The organism is Mucilaginibacter auburnensis, from assembly GCF_002797815.1.
Lineage (GTDB): Bacteria > Bacteroidota > Bacteroidia > Sphingobacteriales > Sphingobacteriaceae > Mucilaginibacter > Mucilaginibacter auburnensis.
In genome coordinates, this window is record NZ_PGFJ01000001.1 from 2,143,159 (window position 1) to 2,165,773 (window position 22,615).

A 22,615-nucleotide genomic window follows, 5' to 3' on the forward strand; every position below is an offset into this window, starting at 1 on the left:
TGAATTTTAAATTTTTGAATTGGGCTTACTTGCTAAATCACACTTAGTCAGCAGTTGCAAGGAAAGCTTTAGGCGAAAAAGATGCTGTAGAAAAATCAGCAGAATCAGTTGCCGGAACAGTAGTTTTAGAGCGAGAAGCAACGGTAGCTGACAAAACTATAGCAACAGTTAAAATGATTAGCTTTTTCATAATAGTTATATATTTAAATTATTGAAATATTATTTTTTATATTAATTTTATGTATTAATTATTAGTTAATTATATCGTCACACTTATTTGTCAATTCATTTTGAATTGATTGAATTTACGCAGTAAAAAAAATCAGTTTTTTATTTTTAATCTTTGTTTAAACCTGTCTTTTTAAGTGTTAATATTATTATTTTATATATTCATACTTATTTGATATTCAAATAGTTAACAGCTGCAAATATAGATAGGTTTTATTAATTGCAAAGAAAAATTAAAAAAAAATGTTTTCTTTTAAACATTGCAAAATTTTATATAAACAGCTCAATATTTAGGTAATATTTATAACTTTCACCATAATTAACCGTAAAAGCTTTTAATGAAGAAAACTTTCGCTTTCCTTATTTTTATAATATTTACTACCACAGTATACGGTTATAATATTACAGAGGTTACGGAGAATGATACTACAGAAGTTGTTACGTTAAATAAGAACGGGTATGCTAACCGTTTTACCAATCCGCGCGAGACGGTCAAAGATGCTGAAAAGGCCTTGGAGTTAGCATTAAAATTAGACTACAAAAGTGGCATAGCTGAGTCATACCGGGTAAGAGGAATAGGGGAGTACTATTTGAATAAGCCAGATAGTGCTTACAACTCTTATGCTAAAGCGATAGAAATGTTTAAAAAGCTAAATGATGAACGCGGTGTTGCTAAAGTAAACAACAATATTGGCAACCTGTATCAAATGGTTGACTATGACAAGGCACTTGACTATTTTAAAAAAGCAGAAGTTGTAGCCGAAAAATATGCCGATAAACGGTTGATCGCATCACTTCAGCTGAACATAGGCAATGTTTACAACCGAAAACGGTCTTTCACCAATGCTTTAGCGTCATACAACAGAAGTTACGCATTATTTATACAGCTTAAAGACTCTGTTAATCAAATTCAGTGTCTCGAAAATTTAGGTGATATCTATTATAAGCTTAGAGACTATAAAAAAGCAGAACAACTATTGCTCGATGCGAATAAACGCGCCAAGGCAATGGATATGAATGCATCTATAGCGGCAATAAACATGACTCTTACAGATATATACATTGCACAGAGCCGGTTTGCTGATGCTGAGAAATATATTGAAGAGGGTATAGCCTATTCTGAATCTATTAATAACGATAAGAATAACAAGAATATTTATGAATATAAACATTCTATATATGAGTTAGCCCGGAAAAGGAAGAATTATGAAAAAGCATTAGCCGCATTGGAAGAGATTTATCAACTGGATAGTACAAATCATAAAGCTGCCATTGCAAATCGTTTAAGTTTGTTGCAAAATGAGCAAGAACAGGAGATGCAAAAAAAAGAAACGGAGTTGAATGCAGACAAGTCACGTATCAAATTTTGGTCAGTTACTTTGGTAGCAGCCCTTTTATTGGTAGTTGTAGGTTTGCTTATAACAAATGTGAGAAGAAAGGCTGTAACCAATCTTAAACTACAGGTACTTAATGAAGAAGTTTCCAGACAAAAAGATAATCTTGATAGGATAAATCATCATTTAGAAGAAATAATTGATGAACGGACTAAAGATCTACAAGCTAAAAACAAAAAGTTATCGGATTATTCATCCTATCTCTCACACCAAATTAGAGGGCCAATTGCAACACTCAAAGGATTAATTAACCTGGAGAACGAAGGTTTGGTTGATGAGCACGAATGTATAGACCTAATGGGGAAGTGTATTTCTGAAATTGACGAAAAAATCATTGAAATGAGCGATATGCTTCAAGATCCAACACAGAATCAAGCTTAAACACCTGGCAAGGTTAAATGAATCTTAGCACTATTCACCCATCCCGCATAGGCACAATACCACGATATCATATGTAAAATAAGGTCCTGCCTGTGCTTACGGTAGCCTTTCGTTTCAAAAGCTATTTTCTCAGTTTCAGTTGTTACAAAAAACCTCACTTCGCCTTTGCTGGGCGTGAATACAGATTGCAAAAGATTGATTGCTCTTACCTTAAGTTTGGTTTCCGAATCATGAATTGTGTCAGAAATTATGTCGCCTTCAGGATGACTCGATATTAAGTAATTAGCCATTTTATCTGCTTTTCAGGTACTGTTAAAAATTCGTAATAACAGAACCAAAACCAGGCCAAACAATTTAATTTTGTGCGCATGCTTTTCAAATTGCGTATTATACGCAATTTATACACGTGAAATTATCAGGAATTTATTTTACTGTTGCGTAGTTCCTCATAAAGTAAAATTACTTTACGCTGCAAGTTTACAATTTCAGCTTCTCTGTCAAGTAACTTCTTTTGAACTATGCTTAAGTTAGAAGGCTGTTGCTCAATTGGCTCTTCGGCATCCATGGATAAAATTTGTACAACATCAACTTCGTAAATATTGGCGATCTGTTCTAAGCGGGATAAGTTGATATCAGTTACCCCCGTTTCAATTTTTGAGAATGCCGGAATGGAGATGCCTAATTTATTGGCAACGTCTTCCTGACTCCATCCATGTTGATGACGATATGCACGGATATTTTTACCAATAGTTTTGTTAGTTTTCTTCTTTAAATTTTCGCTCATGGTTTAATAGTTTAAATTGTGAGTTGTCGGGTTGTTTTAAACTAAACCAAAAGGTATGCCATGTTAATTATTAGGTATTTTTAACCTAAAAAGCAACTAATTTTGCCACCACACTTTATAAGTGTGGAATATTTTCTACGAAACTTGGGGATGTGCTTAACTATTGGTTACTATATGCAATTTGGCAAACTTTAGCAATAGTTGCTTTTGCCCAATTTCTTTAAAGAATATAGTAGCTTTAATATCGGGCTTGTTACCTTCCATACTTATTACCTTTCCAAAACCAAAACGCTCGTGTTCAACTTCCATACCCACCTGCAGGTTAGTTGTATCAGAGGGTTTAAAGTTAGCAGAGGGCACATGGGCTTTAGCTAATATAGATGTTGTTTTAACTTGCGTTGATGCAGGTTTCGGCTTCGGTTTTGAAAAACTGTCGCTTCGGCTCCATGCCACACGCTCGTCATCATAATTGTTGCTGTTGCCCGTGGCCGGTTTTGCAGTAAAATCAAGTTCAAGGTACTGTGCGTCAATCTCGTCTAAAAACCTGCTTGGCTCACAATTAATTAATGTACCAAATTTAAAGCGTGATGTTGCGTAACTTAATGATAGCTTATGCTCCGCACGGGTTATGGCCACGTAAAACAAACGGCGCTCTTCTTCCAGATCGCTGCGCGAATTTAAAGACATTTGTGACGGAAAAAGATTCTCCTCTAAACCAACTACATACACGTTAGGAAACTCCAAACCTTTAGATGAGTGAATGGTCATTAATGATACGGTATCGGCATCTTTGTCCTTATCTTTATCATCGTTAGTTAAAAGGGCTACATCCTGCATAAACACTTCAAGCCCTTTTTCTTCAATGTCTTCGCGCTCGCTAAACTCCTTTATACCGTTTAAAAGCTCTTGTATGTTTTCGTAACGGTTTAAGCCCTCAACAGATTTATCTTCATAAAGATCCTTTAAAACTCCGGAGTGTTGTGCTATATACAAAGCGGTTTCATACGCCGATTGTGTTTTTGCCAACACCTGGAAACTTTGTATCATGGTAGCAAAGGCTGGTAATGCAGCCGGTGCTCTTTGCAAATATTGCGCGGAGTTTGTTATAACCTCCCATGGAGTTATGCCATGTTTGTCTGCACTAACAATTATATTATCAACAGAGGTATCGCCAATGCCGCGCTTAGGATAATTAATTACTCGCTTGAGAGCTTCTTCATCGTTAGGATTAAATGTAAGACGGAAGTACGCTATAAGGTCTTTGATCTCTTTACGTTGATAGAAGGAGAGTCCACCGTAAATTTTGTAAGGGATGCCTAACTTGCGTAGAGCCTCCTCCATAGAGCGTGATTGCGCGTTAGTACGATAAAGTATGGCAAAATTATTCCATTTCAAGCCTTTTGTACTGCGCTCCTGCATAATACCTTCAGCAACTATTTTGCCTTCCTCGTTATCGCTGAAAGCGCGCATAACCTTAATCCTGTCGCCTGTTTCTTTTTCTGAAAAAACGTTCTTTTTTAGTTGTTCTTTGTTGTTAGCTATAATGCTGTTGGCAACGTTTACAATATTTTGAGTAGAGCGGTAATTCTGCTCCAGCTTGAATACTTTCAGATCAGGATAGTCCTTTTCGAAGTTTAAGATGTTCTGAATGTTAGCACCCCGGAAAGCGTAGATACTTTGCGCATCATCACCCACAACACAAATATTCTCGTTAACAGCAGCAAGTTTTTTTACAATAAGATATTGTGAAAAGTTAGTATCCTGATACTCATCAACCATCAAGTATTTAAACTTGTGCTGATATTTATTTAATACATCCGGATGATCTCTGAGTAGCTCGTTTGTTTTAAACAACAAGTCGTCAAAGTCCATTGCACCGGCCCGGTAGCAGCGCTGTACGTAAGTTTCAAATATCTTACCCATCATTCCTCTTCCGCTTGAAAAATCATCCGCCTGCAACTGTTCGTTTTGCTGATAAGCTTGCCAGGAGATTAGGTTGTTTTTTGCCGCAGAGATGCGATTTAAAACAAAATTTACCTGGTACAGCTTGTCGTCGAGGTTCATTTCTTTTAAAATAGCCCGCAAAACGCTTTTACTATCGTCGGTATCATAAATAGTAAAGTTGTTTGGATAGCCAATTTTGTCGGCCTCAACACGTAGTAATTTGGCAAATACAGAGTGAAACGTACCCATCCAAATGTTTTTCGCTTCAGCACCCACCAAATGCATAATACGCTCACGCATCTCGCGCGCGGCTTTGTTGGTAAATGTAAGTACCAATATGTTAAATGGGTCAACACCACTGGCAATTAAGTGTGCAACCCTGAAAGTTATAACGCGTGTTTTACCTGAGCCTGCGCCGGCTATGATCATTACAGGCCCGTGAATTTGCTGTACGGCAGCCCTTTGTTCGGAGTTTAATCCAGCTAAGTAATCCAAATCTTTTCCTCTTTTCTGTAGGGTGCTAAATTAGGTTTTTGGGCTTAAAGCAGAAAGGACTTAACAGGAGTTATAAGGCGTTTTTATCCACAATCTTATAGATATAGCCGCTGAGCCTGCCTTGCATTAAAACAAAAAAAGCACGCCGTTTATAAAAACGCGTGCCTTTTGCTGATGACTAAAGGTGTTAAATAAAGTCAACTTTTATGCTGCCGCTGGTACGTACTTTTACAGGCACGCCGCCGCCGTTCACAGTACCATCAAGTTTATCATCGTCTTTGTCTCCGTTAAAATTGCTTAACTGATTTACTTTAACGCGATTAGCGCGCATGTTAAGGTTCATTCCCTGGTTAGGTAGTTTAAGATTAACGCCGCCGCCTGAATTATCAAGGGTAATATATTTACCCAATTTAGTAATACCAACATTCATACTGCCACCACTGGTTGACGCGTTCAAACTCCCTGATATATTTTGCAGGGCCATGCTGCCACCACTTGTATGGGTAATTAATTCGCCGATTATATTCATAGCGTTAACAGAGCCGCCGCTGGTATTGGCCTCAACAGTGCCGTTCAAGTCGTTTAAACTTAATGAGCCACCGGATGTAGACAAGCTGATGTTACCACTACAGTTTTGCGCTTTTATGCTACCACCACTGGTGTTAAGTTTTATTTGGTTTTTTGAGTTGTTAACCGTTATACTGCCACCACTTGTACGGCCATTTATGTTGCCGGTAAGCAAGTTTAAATTTAAACTTCCGCCGCTTGTAGAAAAATCATGATTACCGTTAAGATCATTCATTGATATGCTGCCGCCACTTGTGTTTAAGTTGGTAGATACATTTTTAGGAACATATATTTTAAAAGATACGCTTAGCCCATTGCTCCAGTTGAACATTTTATTTTTTTGAGTAGCTATAGCATTTAGTTTATTTCCGGTTGTTGATATGTCCAGCGTGTAATCATCTTTTAATTTTTCGTCAATATCAGCCTTGCTTAGGTTTTTATTACCCTGACCTTTTATATACACCTCAACACGGGCTTCTGAGCCGGTGTTTCCGGTAACACTTATACTACCACCCGATGTACGGGCTATAACGTTTTGAATGCCGACAGGATTAAAGCTTTTAGTTAGGTAGGGGGTATTATCTGATTGAGCCCTGGCTATTACGCTTACTGAAATAGCCAGTAAAAAAGTGATTAGTTTTTTCATAATTAGTGACAATTGATTTGATTGTTGATTTGAAACCGAATAGCCCGGTTTGTTGTAAGACGCTGTTCGCGTTGAAATGGTTACAGCTTTTATTGAGTTATCTTGTACAAAACAGAAAAGATTCTTCAATGTTACACCGATATGGATTTCGGTATAGAACTACGTGATATTTTCAGCATAATAACTTCTATAATTTGTGGGGGAATCATTGGTTTTGAAAGGGGGTATAAAAATAAGTCTACTGGTTTTCGTACCATACTTTTAATAACGCTTGGATCAACAATATTCACCATTGTATCCAGGCATGGGGCAGGGGCAGACGATAGGATATCTGCCAATATTATTACCGGTATTGGCTTTATAGGTGCAGGTGTTATATTTAAAGATAAAATGTCTGTTCTGGGCCTTACCACTGCTGCTGTTATATGGACATCTGCCGCTATAGGTATGACAGCCGGCATTGGGTATTATTCCCTGGCCATCGTCTTTACTATCATCACCTGGATAGTATTGGTTTTAGTTAACAAAATTGAGTTTTTAATTGGTAACCTTAAAAAAAGCAAAGTTGTTAATATAACTTTTGCCGATCATAATGTTGATCAGCTATTGTGGTTAGAAGAAAGAATACATCAGCTAAAGCTAAATAGCAAACGATTAGAGGTATATAAAACAGACAAGGCTTTATGTGCCGTATTGGAAATATCAGGTACAAGAACGGATAAAAACAAGCTAATGGTTGAAATGCTTAACCGTGCTGACATACATGACTTTCATTAATCTAAAATTCGCTAAAAACAAAAGGCATCCGTCTCGCGGATGCCTCTTTATACAAGCTTTTCACAAATCAATCCTGCTCACAAATCACCTGTCGTCACTTATCTAAATTAAGCTTGTTTAGCAAATTGAACGTTAAAGATCAATTTAACTTCGTCGCTTACTACTACTGATCCGGCTTCAGTTATACCATCCCAGGTTAAGCCAAAATCTTTACGGTTTATTTTGCCTGTTACATCAAAACCTGCTTTGGTGTTACCGTAAAAGTCGGTTGCAACGCCACCATATTCAGCTTTTAGGGTTACGGGTTTAGTAACGCCTTTAATGGTAAGGTCGCCTTTTAATGTATAATCGCTACCGTCTTTTTCAAATGAAGTTGATTTGAAAGTAATAGCCGGATGTTGTTCAGCATGAAAAAAGTCTTCACCTTTTAAGTGACCATCGCGTTGCTCCTGATTAGTATCAATGCTGTTTACATCTAAGCTAAAAGTAATATCAGCGCCGGTAAAGTCATCGTTCTCTGTTTCCATAGTACCTTCAAATTTTTTGAAAGAACCGGTAACGGTTGAAATAACCAGGTGTTTTACTTTAAATTGAACTTCTGAGTGCATTGGGTCTAATACCCATTTAGTTATTGTTGCCATTGTGTTTAGAGTTTTAAATTTCAAATGATGATACAAATGTAAATATTATATGTTTAAACATATAATATATAATTCTATTTTACAATTATAAGACAATCTGCTGTTTAAACACGCATTTAATGTTTTTGTTTACAGGTAAATACCACCCCATAAGCGTAATTATACCTGTTTTCCCCCCAATAAAAACCATTCGCGTTCAGTCAAAGTTACACAACTATTGGTTTTGATACTTCAATCATTATATTATGAAAGCATTAGAAAAAGCTACACTTATATTAACAACTGCCGCAACTTTGTTTTTTACAGCTTGCGATCCGGAGCGAAATAAAGCCAGTTTAGGCGACTCGGCAGATACTTTACATACCGATAACGCAAAGCACAAATATGAGGACGGCACAATGCAGATTTCTGATTCCACTCGCACCGATAGCGGCAAATCAAAAGGCACAGAACAGGCTGATCCAAGCGGACGCGTGAATAAGCAATAGCAAATATTGTTAAGCGAATGAAAAAGCATGGGTTTTTATATCGAAACGGCTTGAGCCTGTTTTTTCTGGCATTGTTTGTTATCACGCTTATTGCCCAAGCCTTAACCGGCTGGAAAGAGAACAACCAGGAGATTATAAAAGAGGGTGGGAGCGCTTTAACATTTGCTGCCTATTTGCACTCAGGTCATTTTATTTCGGCCACGTTTGAGAACTTTCAAAGTGAGTTTTTGCAGATGGGCCTGTATGTGGTAATGACAATAGGATTGAGGCAAATAGGCTCGGCAGAGTCCAAAAGTTTGGATGAACCTGAAGAAGTTGACCGCGAGCCGGTTCCATCTAAAGATGCGCCTTGGCCGGTTAAGAAAGGGGGCTTGTGGCTGAAATTATACAGTCATTCATTATCTATCACTTTTTTTGTGCTGTTTTCAATTAGTTGGGCGCTGCACTTATATGGCAGTTGGATAGAACACAACGATGAGCAGCGCCTGAGTAATCTTCCCGCCGATTCAATTACTCAATTTCTCGGCGAACCTGACTTTTGGTTCCAGACCTTTCAAAACTGGCAGAGCGAGTTCATCTCTATAGTAGCTATCGTTTTTCTTTCTGTTTATTTAAGGCAAAAGGGCTCACCTGAATCTAAGCCGGTTGATGCACCGCATATGGAAACCGGAAAGTGACACCGCTTTGTGAAGAAGTTGATTGATGAATTTTGTGAGAGTATATTTATTCGCTTTTTAAACAAATAATAGATCAGCTGATATAAACTTAAGCGACGGGTGAAATGAAAGACATATAACAATTTAATAACATTAGTGTTATGCCGAGTACACATCAGCAACTTATTTTTATGTAATTAATAATTACGCCATGAAATTCATCATCAGTTTATTTAACAGCTTGCGCGATTGGATGATCGTAAAAAGCATGAGATCTTCATTTATTCATTAATTTCTCTTAAAGAAATTTTTTTTATCAATTTATAATACAAAATTTGAGCTTCGCGTTAGCTCAATTTAATGGAATATAACACTAATACCAACCCTTTTAACAAAGCGCTTTTTGGCGATGATTTTGTTTGGGGTGTTTCTACAGCTGCTGTTCAGATTGAGGGCGCACACGATGCCGATGGCAAAGGCGAATCTATATGGGATGTTTTTGTCCGCCGCAAAGGTAAAATTAAGGGCAATGTCCATAATTGTGTGGCTTGCGATTTTTATAATCGTTATGAGGAAGACATCAACCTCATCAAACAGCTTAATATACCTAATTTTCGTTTTTCAATTTCCTGGTCGCGTATCATACCTGATGGTACCGAAACGATTAATCAAGCTGGTATTGACTATTATAACCGTATAATTGATCATTGTCTTGCTATCGGCGTTGAGCCATGGATCACCTTGTATCATTGGGACCTGCCACATGTATTGGAGCTTAAAGGCGGCTGGACTAACCGCGAAGTGGTTAATTGGTTTACCAACTTTGTAAAAGTTTGCGCAAATGCGTTTGGAGATAGAGTGAAACATTGGATGGTGATGAATGAACCATCTGTTTTTACCGGAGCCGGATATTTTTTTGGCCTGCATGCTCCGGGAAAAACAGGTTTAAGTAATTTTTTGCCAGCTGTTCACCATGTAACTTTAAGTATTGCTGCAGGAGGGAAAGTGTTAAGGGAACTATTGCCGCAAGCGGAAATTGGGACCACTTTTTCTTGCTCATACATAGAACCGTATTCGCAAAAACCGCGTGATGTAGCTGCCGCAAAACGGGTAGATGCATTGCTTAACCGGCTGTTTGTGGAACCTGTTTTAGGTTTAGGTTACCCCTTTGATGACCTTCCTGTATCCAAAGGACTAAAGAAATACATGTTGCCAGGAGATGAAGATAAACTGGCCTTTGACTTTGATTTTATTGGCTTACAAAATTATACGCGCGAAATTGTCAAATATTCTTTTTTCACCCCTTATATAGGTGCATCTTTGGTTAAGGCCGAGAAAAGACATGTGCCTTTAACAGCCATGGGATGGGAGGTTTGGCCTGAATCTATATACCACTTGCTGCACAAATACAATAAGTATCCAGAGATCAGGAAAATATACCTTACTGAGAGTGGGGCGGCCTTTCCGGATGTATACCAGGATGACGTGGTGCATGACCCATTGCGAGTAGCTTACTTGCAGGAGTACCTACAGCAGGTTTTAAAAGCCAAGAATGAGGGTTGCGAAGTAAGCGGTTATTTTATCTGGACACTCACTGATAATTTTGAATGGGCAGAAGGCTACCATCCGCGTTTCGGAATAATTTATGTTGATTTTGAAACGCAACAACGCGTTATAAAATCATCTGGGAAATGGTATGCTGACTTTTTGAGCGGGATCTAAGCCTGCACCATCTATAAGCGGTAAGCTGATGTAAAATGTAGTGCCATCTTTACGGCTTTTAAACCATATGGCACCGCCCGATTTCTCCATAATTTGCTGGCAAATTGAAAGGCCCAAACCAAATGATTTTTCGCCGGCTGTACCCGGGCGTTGAGCGCTGGTAAACATATTGAAAACCTGATCCTGCATTTTTTCGGGTATGCCAATACCATTGTCTTTCACTGAAACAATAACTTGGTCAGCCGCCTTTTCAACCTTTACGTCTATCATGGCGCCGGTAGGGCTAAACTTGATAGCGTTACTGATAAGATTGCTGATAACCCGCCATATTTTCTCCCGGCTGATAAGCAGTTCCTGCGGCGTATTTAATGGCTCAAATAATATTAGTTGGCCTTTCTCAGCAGCTTTAAACCGCAATAGCTCCACACTGTTATTTACTAACGAATTGATCTCAACCGGTTCGGGGATTAGATTAATTGACTTTACGTTCGCTGCTTCCAATATGTCATTGATCAGTTCGAGCGAATTGTATGAGGTTTCCTTAACCAGGTTGATCATCTCTTTCTGCTCATCAGTATAAGCTTCTTCTGCCATAATTGTTGTTAAAGAAGCTATGCCGCCAATTGGGTTTCTCAGATCATGTGCTACCGCGCGTAGGATGCGATCTTTTTCCTGGCTTCTCAGTTTTACTTCTTCGAGTGCTTGCTCAAGGTTGCTATTTTGCTCATTTATTTGCTTGTTAAGCTCATTCATTAGCTTAACATCGTTTTTTGACCGGCTCCAATAACGATATACCAGGAAAATAATAGCAATAGCCATCACGCCGAATAAAACAGAAACCACTAAATAAATGCGCTGTATCTTATTGTTTTCGTTTAATAGCTGAATCTGATGCGCTTTCTCGTAATTGGCCAGTTGTTCCATTACGTCACTCTCTCGTAATAAGCTGGACTGTTTTGCTAATGAATCTTTTAACCTATTGTAAGTTTGCAAGTACGATAATGCCTTTTGCAGGTCATTTTCGGCGATGTAGTAATCACCCATTAACCGGTTCCATTCAGCTTCAGCATTGCCGTTTTTTAGTGAATCTAACTGAATGCGGAGGTCATCTAACACCGCTTTTAAATCGCTTATACGGTGTTGCTCCGCATAAATTTTGCCCAGTTTAAGCTGAGCATATTGTGCATCTATATTATCAAATCCTTTTTGAAGGTTAATAGTGATGCTCTTTTTTAGGAGATCGATTGCTTTATCGTATTGTTTTTGAGCTATAAATATTTCTGCTTCATTTCCATAAACTACGCCTAACGCCATAGTAACGAAACTCTTTTTTTCAGGGTATTTGTAACCATTAGTACTAACAAAGTCTTTTGCTTTATCAAAGTAAGCTATAGCGCTATCCAGATCACCACTATTTTTATAACTTAACGCTATGTTGTCCAACAACTCTTGTTTTCTATAAAAAGCTACAAAGTCGTCTTCTGTTTTTATAGAGTTTTTTTGCCGGTAACTTTCCTTAAAATAGTTAGCAGCAGCTTTGTACCTCCCTTTTTTATACATGATCATTCCCATACGGTAGGTATAGTCAGAAAGAGCTTCATTGTTGAGGTAACTCTTACCTATAAGGTAACCCTGGTAATAACATTGAAATGATTCGTTGTATTGTTTCAGGTCAAAGTAGCTATCGCCTTTGGCGTAGTTAGCTTCAGCCAGATTGGCTACATAATCATGTTTGCCGGCCATTTTATTAGCCATTTGCATCATACTATCGGCGTACATAAGCGCCTTTTGATAGGTACGCAATACACGTTGATAATGCACATAGTGCAAAGAATAATATCTGAAACGATCTGAATAGGAGGGTGACGATACTTCTGCAAATGCTGAATCAAGATATTTTAATCCTTTTTCAGTTTGGTCGGCATCAAAAAAGCGGGTAGTTTGGTTAAAGATCGGTATAAAAGCATCGGTATATTTCCCTGTCTCATTCTTTTCATGTTTGCAGGACGAGTACAAAAATATTGACGCGACCAATATCAGGATCGCGATATTAAATCGTGAATATTTTTTCGGGCAGATCAATACCAGCTATTTAAGGGGATTAACAAATATAATATTCTTGCGGCTATTTTGCCATTAACGAACACTTTTTTTGAATTAATTAATCCCCTGCATAAAAGGGTAAATTTCTTTTATGAAATAGCAGATAAATTGTTAGAATTAAAAACTAAACATTCTGTTCTGTTTGAGCCGATGATGATTTTGCCAATGCCGTTTTTGAAGGTGCTATGTTAACTTTAACAGGCTTTGCTTGAGCGATAGTTTGTAAGTTATTTACGGCCGGTTCAGCAGTTTCTGTTTCTGCAACCATTTTATTTTTGCCTGTGTTTTTAGCAATTTTCTTTGCCAAACTTTTTGCGGCTTTCGCAATAATTTTAGTTGTTTTTTTTGAGTTAACGGTATCGCCTATCGTAGCTGTTAATTGTGTGGTAATTTTTTCGGTCAGTTCTTTTTTAAACGCCTTGCGGGCTTTTTTTGCAGCGGCAACTGTTGGGTTTTTTTTCATGCGGAAGTTATAAAAATAAGTGGTTGAAATCCACCACAAAAATAGGTTAATGAAATATGAACTTAATATTATTTTTATGTTAACAATCGCTGTGTCATTAAGTAATATTTAAAATTAGTTTGATAAAAATTAGTTTAAATTTGCGGCATTAATTAACTGACTTATTATTTAAATAGCGGGTATAAAACCGTGTTTATTTATTATCGCTGAGCAAATTCTGCTCTGCCGGTGGTTGGTTATTTAATTTTATTTACTCAAATATTTTAATGATCACATATGACTATCGGCGTACCAAAAGAGATTAAGAATAATGAAAACAGAGTTGCAGTAACTCCGGCTGGTGTAGAAGCTTTAGTTGCCGCCGGACATAGCCTAAGCATACAAAAAAGCGCGGGTGAAGGTTCCGGTTTTTTAGATTCAGCTTACCAGCAAGCAGGTGCAACCATAGTTGAAACAGCTGCAGAAGCCTGGGCTGCCAACATGGTAATGAAAGTAAAGGAACCTATTGAAAGCGAATTTCAATACTTTCGCAACGACCTGATTTTATTTACTTACCTACACCTGGCGGCGGAGCCTAAGTTAACACAAGCGTTATTAGAAAGTAAGGTAACCGCTATTGCTTACGAGACCATACAATTACCTAACGGCACATTGCCTTTATTAACTCCAATGAGCGAAGTAGCGGGTAGAATGGCTGTGCAAGTTGGAGCGAGCTTTTTAGAGAAACCCAACGGTGGTAAAGGTGTGTTGTTAAGTGGAGTACCCGGTGTTCGGAGGGCTAAGGTTGCTATAATTGGTGGTGGCGTTGCCGGAACCAATGCCGCCAAAATAGCGGTAGGTTTAGGTGCAGAGGTAACTATATTAGATAACAATTTAGATCGCCTGCGTCAGTTGGATGATATTTTTGGTTATCAGGTTTCAACTTTAGCATCAAACTCAAGTACTATCGCGCAGGCTGTTAAATATTCTGACCTTGTTATTGGAGCGGTACTTATACCGGGTGCAAAATCGCCCAAACTGGTTACTGAAGCGATGGTAGCTTCAATGGAGACGGGATCGGTTATAGTTGATGTGGCCATTGACCAGGGTGGCATATTTGAAACGGCCGACCATGTTACTACGCATGATAACCCAACCTATGTTAAAAACAATGTAATACACTATTCTGTAGGTAATATGCCTGGTGCGGTGCCTTACACATCAACCATTGCTTTAACCAATGCTACTTTGGGTTACGCTTTGCAAATTGCAGGTAAAGGTTACAAAAAGGCATTTGCTGACAATGCCGCTTTGTTAAAAGGACTAAATACTTTTGAAGGTTCTGTTACTTACAAAGCCGTAGCAGATGTTTATGGTTACCATTTTATGGAACTGAAATTTTAAAAACTCAGGTTCAGGGTATAGAGAAAATAAGGTTGGCCAAAGCGCGAACCAATATCTTTTAATTTTTTGAACCCTAAGTTTTCATAAAGGCTAACTGCTGCTGGCATCATGGTCGAGGTATGCAGAGCCATTATTTTTTCGCCGCTCACAATGGCTTGTTCTATACAAGCTTTTGTGAGCGTTTTTGCTATCTGCTTACCTCTAAAATCAGGATGGACCGCAACAAGTCGCACACTGCACCAATCTGCTTCGTACACATCAACGGTATTTCCGCTGGGTAATAAAAAAGCCATTCCAACAATTTGATCAATATTACGTGCAACAAAACATGTAGCTTTGTTAAGCATAGTCCTGAGCATTTCATCGTTATTTAAGTTGCGCTCCATAACGGCCCAATGCTCGTTCCCTATTACTTCAGCGTATTGTTTATAGGATGTGGTGCCAAGGCTTTTAATCTGCGACAGGTCTTTGATAGTTGCCTTTCCAATTGTGATTTCTGTTGTTTCGGGTTGATTGTTCATTGATAAATATGATATACTAAACCTTAACTTCTTTCCATTTACCTCTTCTGAAATAATACCACGCTGCCAGTGCGAGCAAACCCTCTGCAATGGGTATAGACATAAAAGCACCGGTTGAACGCAGGTTAAACACATTGGCTAATATATAAGCCAAAGGTATCTGAATCAGCCAAAAACAAATAAAGTTGATCCAGGTTGGCGTTTTGGTGTCGCCGGCACCGTTTAAGGCCTGACTCATTACCATGCCCAAGCCATAAAATATGTAAGCAGAGCCCATTATCTTTAAAGCCAACGAGCCATATTTTACAACCTCCGGTTCGATAGTAAAAAAGCGAATTATCCATTTGGAAAACAGTAAGAAGATCAGCATTACAAAGCCCATAAAAAAGGCATTGTATTTTGCTGTAAGGTTTACGCTTTGTTCGGCACGGTCAAATTTTTTAGCTCCTAAATTTTGCCCTACTAATGTTGCCGCGGCATTGCTTAAACCCCATGCTGGCAAAATAAAAAACACCACATTACGCATAGCTAACTGATAACCGGCCGATGCATTGGTGCCATCAGTTTCGGCTACTAAACGTGTTACCACTATCCAGCTTCCGCTTGCTATAATAAACTGTAGTGTTGCGGGCCATGCTATGCTGATTATTGATTTAATTACAGAAGGATCGAAATTAAAATCGAGTAATGTAAATTTGATGATGCCGTTGCCTTTATACAAATGATAGCATTGGTAAAGCACGCCCGATGTACGACCTGTTACGGTAGCTATAGCAGCTCCCTTCAACCCAAAAAAGTGTATCAGGATAGGGCAGAGGATGATGTTAACGGCACTTGCAATCCAAAGGCTTTTCATAGCCATAGCTGCATTGCCCGCGCCGCGATATATACCATTAATTAGGAAGATCAGCATAATAACTACACTGCCGCCAAACATAATGCGGGCAAAAATGGAACCTTCAGCAATAACTTCTTTACTGGCACCCATTAACGCTAACACATGGGGGGCAAAAATTGTCCCCGCAATGGTCACTAAAATTGACAAAACTACCGCTACCAAAATGGATTGCGCGCCGGCATGCCCGGCGGCTTTTGGGTTTTTCTCACCAACGCGGCGCGCTACAACAGCAGTAGCTGCCACACTTAAACCAATGGCCATTGAGTATACTAGGGTAATCACTGATTCTGTAAGTCCAACACTGGCAATTGCGTTTGGACCGAGCTTGCTTACAAAAAAGATATCAACCAGTGCGAACACGCTTTCAAGGCTGAGTTCTAATATCATAGGTATAGCCAGCAAAAACACCGCTTTCCGGATACTTCCTTCGGTATAATCCTGTTCGTGACCACTTAGTGAAAGCTTTATAGCTGATATTATCTTCTTAAAAGTCATTGTGTAAGGAGTGTTAAGCTAAAGGAGTATTTCGCAAGAATAGCCATTTGAATTTAAAATCTGTATTATTTTTTCTGGTGATACTTCAGCTGCTTCCACCCGCAAAATTTTGTCACAGTCATCTATATCGAAATTGATAAGGCTCTCGGGAAATTGCGCAGACAGCTGCTGAATTATACGTTCAGACAGTTCAACTTCCTCCACATTTGTTTTGAAAACTTCAACTATCATAATAAAGTATCATTAAACGTTCATCAAGCCGGAAGCGCTACAGCAATATTCTGTATTTGCCGGGTATGACGTATAGTATGCGCGTTATACAACCATAAAAATTCTAACCGGGTTAAAGGCCCAAACGCGGGTATCACCCAACTCGTGCAAATAACATTAAGCTCAAGTGTGTTAGCGGCGTTAATTAACTTATCAAACATACCTGTTAGTTTGCTGATCATATCCTGCTTTTGTTGCAGGTTGTTTGAAGGAATAATTTGAGCAGGGGGAACAAGCTTTAATTCAAAATTCAGGAAGATGTCAGATATAGCTTGAATTTTCTCGTTAGATGTTCTTTTGCTGGCATCGGTATCAGCGTATAAAACGTCAACATTGTTGGCTTTTAATAGATGTTCTGCCACTTGTCCGGCTGTCCAACTTCCTGCAAATGGAACATCATTAAACCTGTTTTCAGGAATAGCGTTAAGAGAAGCCATCAAATCAGTTTTGGTTTGAGTTAGTTGGGTTGCTATGTTTTCCATTGTGTTTGAGCTATAGCAGGTGCTGTGCAGCACCTGCTAATTATATATTATTGGGTATCCCGGTAATTTACCATCCACTGCACACCAAATTTGTCAAAGAACAAAGCGAAGTAATCTCCCCAAAACTCTTTCTTTAAAGGGACCAGAACAGTGCCCCCTTCGGATAGCTCATTGAATATTTTTTGAGTATGTTCCATACTATCACCATTTACAGAAATGGAAAAATTATTACCGGCAGTAAGGCTTTGACCCATAGATGGCAAGCAATCTGTAGCCATTAACATATTTCCACCAATTGGCAATGCAATATGCATTATTTTGTTTCTATCTTCTTCAGGCAGGTTAGCGCCATGATCTGTGTCGCTAAAACGCATTACCATGGCAAACTCGCCGCCAAAAACTGATTTGTAGAAGTTAAAAGCTTCTTCGGTATTACCTAAAAAGTTTAAATAAGGATTGATTAGTGCCATTGCAGTTGTGTTTTTAAGTTTAAAATTTGCTTGTTGTTTATAATGCTAAAATAATTGGTATTTTGGCATTGTCAAATGGGTGTTGAAGTCAATTATAGGGGGCATTTGAGACAAATTTTTTATCATTGTATAACGTAATAATTTAGCTATGAAAAACTTAGGTGTTCTGCTTACCCATAACTATCGTCTGTTGAGTGTTGCTGCTATACTTGATGTTTTTGATAGTGTAAACAGTTATTATAAGGCAGATGGTAGTGCACCATACTTTAATATTACTTTAATTGCGCCAGGGTTAAGCAAAACAGAATTTGATGGTTATAAGTTAGACAACATTGGCAATGCGCCTCAACAGGACATTGTGTTTGTACCTGCGTTCCGGTCGGATGATATACCGAGTGCTGTCGCATCTAATCAGGTTTTTATCCCTTGGCTACAACAACAGTTTAGTAATGGTGCCGAAATTGCGTGCGTTTGTACCGGCGCTTTTTTGTTGGGAGCAACAGGCTTACTTAATGGGAAGCCGGCTACTACCCATGTTGATGCCTGTCCTGCATTTAACGCTATATTTCCGGCTGTTAAACTTCAGCCCGAAAAAGTTGTGACGGGAGAGGGCGGATTGTATACCAGCGGAGGTTCTACCTCAAGTTTTCATTTGATGCTGCACTTGTTGCAAAAGCATTGCGGCAAGGAAATGGCTGTACGCATAGCAAAACTTTTTTCTATAGATATGGACCGCGAGCAGCAAACCTATTTTAGTACGTTTTACCCAGCTCAACAACATAACGACCAATTGGTGGCTATGGCACAAAAACGAATTGAAGAAGGGTACAGGCATAATAGTACCATTGAGGATCTGATCAAAGAAATACCGGCCAGTCGCCGTAACATTTTACGCAGATTTAAACAAGTAACAGGAGTTACGCCGATAGAGTATCTTCAAAAAACAAGAATTGAAGCTGCTAAAAAGTTGTTGATTGAAACTAACCAGCAAATGACTGAGGTAATGCTCAACTCAGGTTACAACGACCCAAAAGCTTTCCGTAAGGTGTTTCGTAAAGCAGTTGGTATGACGCCTACGGGTTACAGAGAAAAGTTTTACATGGGATAAAAGGTGAAAGGGCCGGAAATAAAAACTGAATAAACTTTCAAAAAGTTTTGAAAGTTTAAAATTGTATTTATATTTGTGTATGCAATTAACAGAGGCTAAGCAAAAGCTTATTGAAACATGGGGCAAATTAGGCACCGAGTGGGGCATAAATCGTACTATGGCCCAGGTACATGCATTGTTGCTGATAACTCCCGGAGAGCTAACCACCGAAGAGATAATGGAAGAGTTAAAAATATCCCGTGGTAATGCTAACATGACCCTGCGTGACCTGATGGGGTGGGGGCTTGTAGAAAAAAAACATAAAGCCGGTGAGCGTAAGGAATATTTTTATGCCGATAAAGATACCTGGAACATTGCAAGGCAAGTTGCCCGCGAACGTCGCAAACGTGAGTTAGAGCCGGTATTAAGGGTGCTGGATGAGCTAAGCAAAGTTGAAGGCAACAAAAATGACGAAGATTACAAAACCTTCAATAAGTCGGTAACCGACATCAATAAACTGGCTAAAAACGTGGATAAAACTTTAGATACCATGATCAAGGCTGAAGAAAGCTGGTTTTGGGGGTCTATCCTTAAAATATTTAAATAAAAAAATTTGATTGAAATTTTCAATATTTTCTGAAAATACAATTTATGTGATATGAAAATACTTGCCAACCATCTGTTACTTTTTGATGCAGAATGCCCGGTGTGTGATGCCTACAGCAACGCGCTTGTAAAACAAGGTTTAATAGACAAAAATGGACGGAAGTCATATCAACAGGAGCTGGAGGTAGCAACTTGTCCGTTGGTAGACAGGCAGCGGGCAGTTAATGAAATTGCTCTTGTGAATTTAGAAACAGGCGAGGTTAGTTATGGAGCCGAAAGTATATTAAGAATTTATGCAAGCCGGTATCCTGTAGTACATAAAGTGATAAGTGTTAAACTGATGATGTGGATTTTAAATAAGCTATATGCCTTTATATCTCTTAACCGCAGAATGGTTATACCGGTAAAGCAACAAGATGGTTTACAACCTCAGTTTAAACTGCACTATCGTGTAGCGTACCTGATGATCACCTGGTTCTTAACATCATTTATACTTACCCAATACGCAATCATATTGGATGGCGTGGTACCAGTTGGCGGTGCATTTAGAGAATATCTTATTTGTGGAGGGCAGATAGTTTGTCAGGGATTTGTTGTCGGTTTAATAGCTCATGAAAAACGTTGGGACTATTTAGGTAATATGATGACTATTTCTTTTGCAGGTGCGCTATTACTCGGGATTATGTTAATAGCGAGCAATTGGTTAGGTAATCTACCGGTGGTTTATTTAAGCTATTTTCTCTTGGTTGCCGGAGCGATGTTTATTGGACACATCCGCCGCTCAAAGCTGCTGCAATTAGGTTGGTGGCTTACTATTACGTGGGTAGTTTATCGCTTAGTTGTACTTGTTTTAATACTGATTTAAACCTTATCATATCATGAAATACAAAAAAATAATTTTAGCAGGTGGCAACGGATACCTGGGTGGCGTATTAGCTGCTTATTATAAAAATCTTGCTGAAGAAGTTATCATACTAAGCAGAAGCTATCATGCTCCTAACGGCAATGTGGTTACCCGCGTTTGGAATGGAAAGACAGAGGATGATTGGATGCCTGAAATAGAAAACGCTGATATGCTGATCAACCTTTGCGGCAAAAACGTAAACTGCCGCTATACTGAAAAAAACAAAGCTGAAATTTTTGCATCAAGATTACAACCCACAGCTTTGTTAGCTAAAGTTGTTGCCCAACTGGCTCACCCGCCAAAGCTTTGGATCAACCTGGCATCTGCTACTATTTACCGCCATGCTGAAGATCATCCGCAGGACGAATTTACCGGCGAGTTAGGTACCGGGTTTTCTGTGGAAGTGTGCAAGGAGTGGGAAGCAATGTTTTTTAAAGCTAATACTCCCCGAACAAGAAAGGTAGCGTTACGAATGAGCATAGTGATGGGAGTAAAAGATGGAGCTTTTCCCCGCTTGCTTAATTTAGTGAAATTAGGTATGGGAGGTAAGCAGGGCAATGGCCGGCAAATGGTAGCATGGATACATGAACACGATGCTGCTGCTGTTACCGAGTTTTTGTTGCAACACAACGAAATTAAAGGTGTGGTAAACTGTACAGCGCCTAACCCGGTAAATAACTATGACATGATGCAGACGTTGCGCAAAGTTTGTAAAATGCCATTTGGTTTACCCGCGCCGGCATGGCTTTTAAAAATTGGTGCTGTTGTTATTGGTACCGAAACAGAGCTGACCTTAAAAAGCCGTTGGGTGTTACCTAAACGCTTGACAGATGCCGGCTTCCAATTTCAGTTTAGACATATTGAACATGCATTTAGTAATATTTTGATGAACAAGAACAAAGCATAATTTTAACACTAAATCTAATCATGAAATACATTTTTACACCTCAATTCCACAGTTACTTTTTCCCTAATTTATTTGCTGTTGTGATGTTAGCCATCACACGCTTTTTTGTACAGGACGGTACTTTTGTATTCGCGGAATTTATCATTATACCCATAATTATGGGATTGATCAACGCCTGGTTTTACAGAAAAGCCAATCAATCTTCCCGTTCCGTTTTGAATAGAACGCTAATTCTGTGCCTCACAGTTATATTACTAACCAGCGTGTTTTTTGGGGAAGGTGCAATATGCTTGATCATCGTATCTCCTTTATTATTCGTCTTTATTTGGTTGGGGATTAAAATTGGCGAGAATGTTTTCAACCGGAATAATACTACTCTTAATGTAAGTGTGTTTGCCGCTTTATTTTTAGTTTTCATTGCAGACTCACTATCAGAACACCACTATGAAAACAAAGTATCTGATGAATTGATCATTAATGCTCCGCCAGATAAGGTTTGGAGAAACGTTGTATCATTTGAGCGCATTAGGGAAGAGAATAAATACTGGCTATTTAAAATTGGTATGCCCAGTCCGGTAGAAGCAACAGTTACAGGCAATCATTTAGGCGCAGGCCGTAAATGTATTTTCAGCAACGGTTATGTATTCGACGAGAAAATAGTGACTTATAATAAAAATGTCAACCTTACTTTTGATGTAACACGCCAACCCCGCGACCCGGAAATTATGGGGCATATAGATATTCTGCGCGGCCAGTTTATTTTAAAAGATAACGGCGATGGCACCACCACACTTACTGGCAATAGCTGGTACAGGCTGTATGTGTTTCCAACATGGTATTATGATATTTGGGCAAAAAGCATAACTCGCAATGTGCATTGGCGTGTAATGGAACATTTAAAAGAGTTAAGCGAACAGTAGCCATGTTTAACTTTGTTGTAAAATATCTTGGCTTTTTAAAACATGTGCCCGGCTTAGCATTATTGTTTGATGTTTTGCTAAAAGTAATTACCCTCTTTACCAATCCTGAGTTATTAGACCTAATAGATGAGATTGAACTCGAGGTGCAGCAATGGCCTGGTGTCAGCAAAAAACTGCACAAGTATGGCGGAGTTCAGTTTGATTTGAAGGAGATCGAGATAGGTCATATACATGGTAATGGCTTGTTAGACATGATTTTAAACCGCGACTTCAAACGCCAGCTAATATCTGATGGTAAGATTCGGGATCATCACACCTTCCGAAAGTCCGGGTGGATAAGTTTTCATATTAAAACCGAAAGCGATAAAGACTATGCTATACAG

The 22,615-nt window shown here is 38.8% G+C and carries 23 protein-coding genes and 1 pseudogene; 12 read left to right on the forward strand and 12 right to left on the reverse strand.

All coding sequences use genetic code 11. The features are described from left to right. Positions 1–43: 43 nt before the first annotated feature. Complete coding sequence (locus tag CLV57_RS18365) at positions 44–190, reverse strand: hypothetical protein (RefSeq protein WP_157799118.1); 147 nt, start codon at positions 188–190, stop codon at positions 44–46. 376 nt (positions 191–566) lie between these two features. Here CLV57_RS18365 and CLV57_RS09560 point away from each other — a divergent pair, with 376 nt between their 5' ends. Beyond that, positions 567–2,003, forward strand: coding sequence for a tetratricopeptide repeat protein (locus CLV57_RS09560; protein ID WP_100341074.1), 1,437 nt, complete (start codon positions 567–569; stop codon positions 2,001–2,003). Here the strand turns inward: CLV57_RS09560 and CLV57_RS09565 are convergent. The 4 genes from CLV57_RS09565 to CLV57_RS09580 all read right to left on the reverse strand — a co-directional run bounded on the left by CLV57_RS09565 (position 2,000) and on the right by CLV57_RS09580 (position 6,439). Next, positions 2,000–2,293 (reverse strand): hypothetical protein, encoded by a 294-nt coding sequence (locus tag CLV57_RS09565; protein WP_100341075.1) that lies wholly within the window; start codon positions 2,291–2,293, stop codon positions 2,000–2,002. The two genes, CLV57_RS09560 and CLV57_RS09565, sit on opposite strands and share 4 nt — an antisense overlap. A gap of 125 nt (positions 2,294–2,418) precedes the next feature. Further along, positions 2,419–2,787 (reverse strand): helix-turn-helix domain-containing protein, encoded by a 369-nt coding sequence (locus tag CLV57_RS09570; protein ID WP_100341076.1) that lies wholly within the window; start codon positions 2,785–2,787, stop codon positions 2,419–2,421. A gap of 156 nt (positions 2,788–2,943) precedes the next feature. Then, the gene (locus tag CLV57_RS09575; RefSeq protein WP_100341077.1) at positions 2,944–5,226 is read right to left on the reverse strand and encodes an ATP-dependent helicase; all 2,283 of its coding nucleotides are present in this window, start codon (positions 5,224–5,226) and stop codon (positions 2,944–2,946) included. A gap of 187 nt (positions 5,227–5,413) precedes the next feature. Beyond that, complete coding sequence (locus CLV57_RS09580; protein WP_100341078.1) at positions 5,414–6,439, reverse strand: DUF4097 family beta strand repeat-containing protein; 1,026 nt, start codon at positions 6,437–6,439, stop codon at positions 5,414–5,416. A gap of 141 nt (positions 6,440–6,580) precedes the next feature. Here CLV57_RS09580 and CLV57_RS09585 point away from each other — a divergent pair, with 141 nt between their 5' ends. Then, on the forward strand, positions 6,581–7,216 hold the full coding sequence (locus CLV57_RS09585; RefSeq protein WP_100341079.1) for an MgtC/SapB family protein: 636 nt from the start codon (positions 6,581–6,583) through the stop codon (positions 7,214–7,216). A gap of 107 nt (positions 7,217–7,323) precedes the next feature. Here CLV57_RS09585 and CLV57_RS09590 read toward each other — a convergent pair whose 3' ends face one another. Next, positions 7,324–7,857 (reverse strand): YceI family protein, encoded by a 534-nt coding sequence (locus tag CLV57_RS09590; RefSeq protein ID WP_100341080.1) that lies wholly within the window; start codon positions 7,855–7,857, stop codon positions 7,324–7,326. Between the two features lie 245 nt (positions 7,858–8,102). Between CLV57_RS09590 and CLV57_RS09595 the strand changes: the two genes are divergently transcribed. The 3 genes from CLV57_RS09595 (at position 8,103) to CLV57_RS09605 (ending at position 10,723) form a co-directional block, all read left to right on the forward strand. Further along, entirely contained in the window at positions 8,103–8,345 is a 243-nt protein-coding gene (locus CLV57_RS09595) for a hypothetical protein (protein ID WP_100341081.1), read from the forward strand. 17 nt (positions 8,346–8,362) lie between these two features. Continuing rightward, positions 8,363–9,022 carry a DUF6766 family protein gene (locus CLV57_RS09600; protein WP_100341082.1) on the forward strand — a complete coding sequence of 220 codons (660 nt, stop codon included), beginning with the start codon at positions 8,363–8,365 and terminating at the stop codon, positions 9,020–9,022. 339 nt (positions 9,023–9,361) lie between these two features. After that, on the forward strand, positions 9,362–10,723 hold the full coding sequence (locus CLV57_RS09605) for a GH1 family beta-glucosidase (protein WP_100341083.1): 1,362 nt from the start codon (positions 9,362–9,364) through the stop codon (positions 10,721–10,723). Here CLV57_RS09605 and CLV57_RS09610 read toward each other — a convergent pair. Together CLV57_RS09610 and CLV57_RS09615 are read right to left on the reverse strand one after the other, a co-directional pair. Beyond that, on the reverse strand, positions 10,682–12,757 hold the full coding sequence (locus tag CLV57_RS09610; protein WP_169927073.1) for a tetratricopeptide repeat-containing sensor histidine kinase: 2,076 nt from the start codon (positions 12,755–12,757) through the stop codon (positions 10,682–10,684). The genes CLV57_RS09605 and CLV57_RS09610 overlap by 42 nt on opposite strands. A gap of 193 nt (positions 12,758–12,950) precedes the next feature. Then, on the reverse strand, positions 12,951–13,289 hold the full coding sequence (locus CLV57_RS09615; protein WP_100341085.1) for a hypothetical protein: 339 nt from the start codon (positions 13,287–13,289) through the stop codon (positions 12,951–12,953). Positions 13,290–13,565: 276 nt separating this feature from the next. Here CLV57_RS09615 and ald point away from each other — a divergent pair, with 276 nt between their 5' ends. After that, positions 13,566–14,672: an alanine dehydrogenase gene (ald, locus tag CLV57_RS09620; protein ID WP_100341086.1), complete on the forward strand. Its 1,107-nt coding sequence runs from the start codon at positions 13,566–13,568 to the stop codon at positions 14,670–14,672. Here the strand turns inward: ald and CLV57_RS09625 are convergent. From CLV57_RS09625 to CLV57_RS09645, 4 genes are all read right to left on the reverse strand, one after another. After that, positions 14,669–15,193, reverse strand: a complete 525-nt coding sequence (locus tag CLV57_RS09625; RefSeq protein WP_100341087.1) for a GNAT family N-acetyltransferase — start codon at positions 15,191–15,193, stop codon at positions 14,669–14,671. The two genes, ald and CLV57_RS09625, sit on opposite strands and share 4 nt — an antisense overlap. A 16-nt stretch (positions 15,194–15,209) precedes the next feature. After that, complete coding sequence (locus CLV57_RS09630; protein WP_100341088.1) at positions 15,210–16,586, reverse strand: MATE family efflux transporter; 1,377 nt, start codon at positions 16,584–16,586, stop codon at positions 15,210–15,212. 254 nt (positions 16,587–16,840) lie between these two features. After that, positions 16,841–17,338 carry a DinB family protein gene (locus CLV57_RS09640; protein WP_100341089.1) on the reverse strand — a complete coding sequence of 166 codons (498 nt, stop codon included), beginning with the start codon at positions 17,336–17,338 and terminating at the stop codon, positions 16,841–16,843. A gap of 47 nt (positions 17,339–17,385) precedes the next feature. Beyond that, positions 17,386–17,808 (reverse strand): VOC family protein, encoded by a 423-nt coding sequence (locus CLV57_RS09645; RefSeq protein ID WP_100341090.1) that lies wholly within the window; start codon positions 17,806–17,808, stop codon positions 17,386–17,388. Between the two features lie 148 nt (positions 17,809–17,956). Between CLV57_RS09645 and CLV57_RS09650 the strand changes: the two genes are divergently transcribed. The 6 genes and pseudogenes from CLV57_RS09650 to CLV57_RS18750 form a co-directional block, all read left to right on the forward strand. Beyond that, entirely contained in the window at positions 17,957–18,916 is a 960-nt protein-coding gene (locus tag CLV57_RS09650; RefSeq protein ID WP_100341091.1) for a GlxA family transcriptional regulator, read from the forward strand. Between the two features lie 79 nt (positions 18,917–18,995). Next, positions 18,996–19,502, forward strand: a complete 507-nt coding sequence (locus CLV57_RS09655) for a GbsR/MarR family transcriptional regulator (RefSeq protein WP_100341092.1) — start codon at positions 18,996–18,998, stop codon at positions 19,500–19,502. 51 nt (positions 19,503–19,553) lie between these two features. Further along, on the forward strand, positions 19,554–20,366 hold the full coding sequence (locus CLV57_RS09660; RefSeq protein WP_100341093.1) for a DCC1-like thiol-disulfide oxidoreductase family protein: 813 nt from the start codon (positions 19,554–19,556) through the stop codon (positions 20,364–20,366). A 13-nt stretch (positions 20,367–20,379) separates the two neighbouring features. Continuing rightward, a complete protein-coding gene (locus CLV57_RS09665; RefSeq protein ID WP_100341094.1) occupies positions 20,380–21,312 on the forward strand; it encodes a TIGR01777 family oxidoreductase in 933 nt (310 codons plus the stop codon). 20 nt (positions 21,313–21,332) lie between these two features. Then, positions 21,333–22,232 carry an SRPBCC family protein gene (locus CLV57_RS09670; protein ID WP_100341095.1) on the forward strand — a complete coding sequence of 300 codons (900 nt, stop codon included), beginning with the start codon at positions 21,333–21,335 and terminating at the stop codon, positions 22,230–22,232. A 2-nt stretch (positions 22,233–22,234) separates the two neighbouring features. Continuing rightward, positions 22,235–22,612, forward strand: a pseudogene (locus CLV57_RS18750) (luciferase domain-containing protein); the annotation flags it as partial. Between the last annotated feature and the right edge of the window lie 3 nt (positions 22,613–22,615).

Bases quoted from the DNA above. Each gene is read 5' to 3' on its own strand.
- CLV57_RS09590 (WP_100341080.1), bottom strand. From the start codon at position 7,857: ATGGCAACAATAACTAAATGGGTATTAGACCCAATGCACTCAGAAGTT.
- CLV57_RS09625 (WP_100341087.1), bottom strand. From the start codon at position 15,193: ATGAACAATCAACCCGAAACAACAGAAATCACAATTGGAAAGGCAACT.
- CLV57_RS09585 (WP_100341079.1), top strand. From the start codon at position 6,581: ATGGATTTCGGTATAGAACTACGTGATATTTTCAGCATAATAACTTCT.
- CLV57_RS09630 (WP_100341088.1), bottom strand. From the start codon at position 16,586: ATGACTTTTAAGAAGATAATATCAGCTATAAAGCTTTCACTAAGTGGT.
- CLV57_RS09565 (WP_100341075.1), bottom strand. From the start codon at position 2,293: ATGGCTAATTACTTAATATCGAGTCATCCTGAAGGCGACATAATTTCT.
- CLV57_RS09640 (WP_100341089.1), bottom strand. From the start codon at position 17,338: ATGGAAAACATAGCAACCCAACTAACTCAAACCAAAACTGATTTGATG.
- CLV57_RS09645 (WP_100341090.1), bottom strand. From the start codon at position 17,808: ATGGCACTAATCAATCCTTATTTAAACTTTTTAGGTAATACCGAAGAA.
- CLV57_RS09595 (WP_100341081.1), top strand. From the start codon at position 8,103: ATGAAAGCATTAGAAAAAGCTACACTTATATTAACAACTGCCGCAACT.
- CLV57_RS09665 (WP_100341094.1), top strand. From the start codon at position 20,380: ATGAAATACAAAAAAATAATTTTAGCAGGTGGCAACGGATACCTGGGT.
- CLV57_RS09600 (WP_100341082.1), top strand. From the start codon at position 8,363: ATGAAAAAGCATGGGTTTTTATATCGAAACGGCTTGAGCCTGTTTTTT.
- CLV57_RS09615 (WP_100341085.1), bottom strand. From the start codon at position 13,289: ATGAAAAAAAACCCAACAGTTGCCGCTGCAAAAAAAGCCCGCAAGGCG.
- CLV57_RS09605 (WP_100341083.1), top strand. From the start codon at position 9,362: ATGGAATATAACACTAATACCAACCCTTTTAACAAAGCGCTTTTTGGC.
- CLV57_RS09655 (WP_100341092.1), top strand. From the start codon at position 18,996: ATGCAATTAACAGAGGCTAAGCAAAAGCTTATTGAAACATGGGGCAAA.
- CLV57_RS09660 (WP_100341093.1), top strand. From the start codon at position 19,554: ATGAAAATACTTGCCAACCATCTGTTACTTTTTGATGCAGAATGCCCG.
- CLV57_RS09580 (WP_100341078.1), bottom strand. From the start codon at position 6,439: ATGAAAAAACTAATCACTTTTTTACTGGCTATTTCAGTAAGCGTAATA.
- CLV57_RS18365 (WP_157799118.1), bottom strand. From the start codon at position 190: ATGAAAAAGCTAATCATTTTAACTGTTGCTATAGTTTTGTCAGCTACC.
- CLV57_RS09570 (WP_100341076.1), bottom strand. From the start codon at position 2,787: ATGAGCGAAAATTTAAAGAAGAAAACTAACAAAACTATTGGTAAAAAT.
- CLV57_RS09560 (WP_100341074.1), top strand. From the start codon at position 567: ATGAAGAAAACTTTCGCTTTCCTTATTTTTATAATATTTACTACCACA.
- ald (WP_100341086.1), top strand. From the start codon at position 13,566: ATGACTATCGGCGTACCAAAAGAGATTAAGAATAATGAAAACAGAGTT.
- CLV57_RS09670 (WP_100341095.1), top strand. From the start codon at position 21,333: ATGAAATACATTTTTACACCTCAATTCCACAGTTACTTTTTCCCTAAT.
- CLV57_RS09650 (WP_100341091.1), top strand. From the start codon at position 17,957: ATGAAAAACTTAGGTGTTCTGCTTACCCATAACTATCGTCTGTTGAGT.